The organism is Novacetimonas pomaceti (assembly GCF_003207955.1).
Classification (GTDB): Bacteria; Pseudomonadota; Alphaproteobacteria; order Acetobacterales; family Acetobacteraceae; genus Novacetimonas; species Novacetimonas pomaceti.
This window is the reverse complement of the sequence record NZ_NOXG01000097.1, coordinates 1-1,185: the sequence shown is the minus strand read 5'-3', so window position 1 is coordinate 1,185 and position 1,185 is coordinate 1. Positions and strand designations below refer to the sequence as shown.

At 62.2% G+C, this 1,185-nt stretch carries 1 protein-coding gene and 1 pseudogene; both read left to right on the top strand.

The genetic code is table 11. From position 1 onward, the window contains the following. The coding region (locus CFR71_RS15775; RefSeq protein WP_110532244.1) for a hypothetical protein at positions 1-491 on the top strand (491 nt) is incomplete at its 5' end. 13 nt (positions 492-504) lie between these two features. Then, positions 505-1,185 (top strand): annotated as a pseudogene (locus CFR71_RS15770) (ATP-binding protein); the annotation flags it as partial.

The following is a 1,185-nucleotide window of genomic DNA, read 5'->3' as shown; positions in this document are numbered from 1 at the left end:
TATGCAACATCCTGCAGGATCCGACCCGTCCGGCCATTGAACGCGAAGCCGTCCTGATATGGTGGCCGAAACTGCCGCAGACCCGCATCATGACCCTGACCCGCTGCGCGCATCAGACCCTCATGCAGACGCTCGGCAATGGGCCAAACGGACAGGATGCCGTCTGGCATCGTGCAATGGACGCGATCGCGTCAGGGTCGGATACCGCGATGATGCCTGCGCAATGCAAAAGCGCTCTCGCTGTGCTCCGCGCTCTGCACGCGCGGACGGCCGAAGCCCGGCGGCGGCTGGAGACAACGTCTCCCCGACTGCTGGCGACTGCCCTGCTGATGGCGAACCGGGCGGACCCGCAGATCAATGAAAGCGCGACCGCCCTGATGGACGGCATCCGGCTCCTCCCCCTGGGCCGTCTCCATAACGGACCCACCGACATCTACCCGGCGCTTGTCAGGGAATGGCTTGATGCCGATCCCCAACCGGTCATGACATGACAGGATCATATCAATGGGCGGTATTCTTTCCAGTCTGCTGGCCGGCATCAGCCTCGGGCTGCGCCAGCCCCTTGCCTCATTCTGCGATGTGGAAAGTACGCACGGGGACCATCTCATCACCAAACGCGGTGAATATGTCTCCGTACTGCGCATCAATGGCCTGCGTCGCATGTGCACGCGGCAGGAAGTGGAAGCGCTCGCCGAGCAGCAGCGTATAGAATTGCAGGGTCTCCTTGAAGAACGTGGCCATGCCATTGTGGGATGGTATATTTCCGATCCCGAGCGCTCAGGTATCGAGATTGACCGCCTGAGTCTCAATGGTTGCCGGTCCATAGCCAGACAGATCGGAGCGGACCTTTCGGACGTCATCGAAGAGAGGCGCCGACGCTGGCCAAACGTCATGCGCTGGGAGGCCACCTGTTACGTCCTGTGGACCCGGCCCAGCGTGCTGACGCGTGAGGACCGCAAACAGGTGGCAGAGGAGCGCCGGACCCTTGCCTCCCAGTTTCCCCGCGTGGGCAATACCCAACGTTTTGCCCTGCGCTCCGATATCATGGCGGCCCGCCATGAATCGTTCATTTCACGCGTCCAGGCCGCCTTGCAGGGGTTCGACATTTCCTGCGAATTCCTCGGTCCACATCAGGCATTGCAGGTCGCGCGCGAAGCGACCTATCGTGAAACGGCGGGCTCCGCC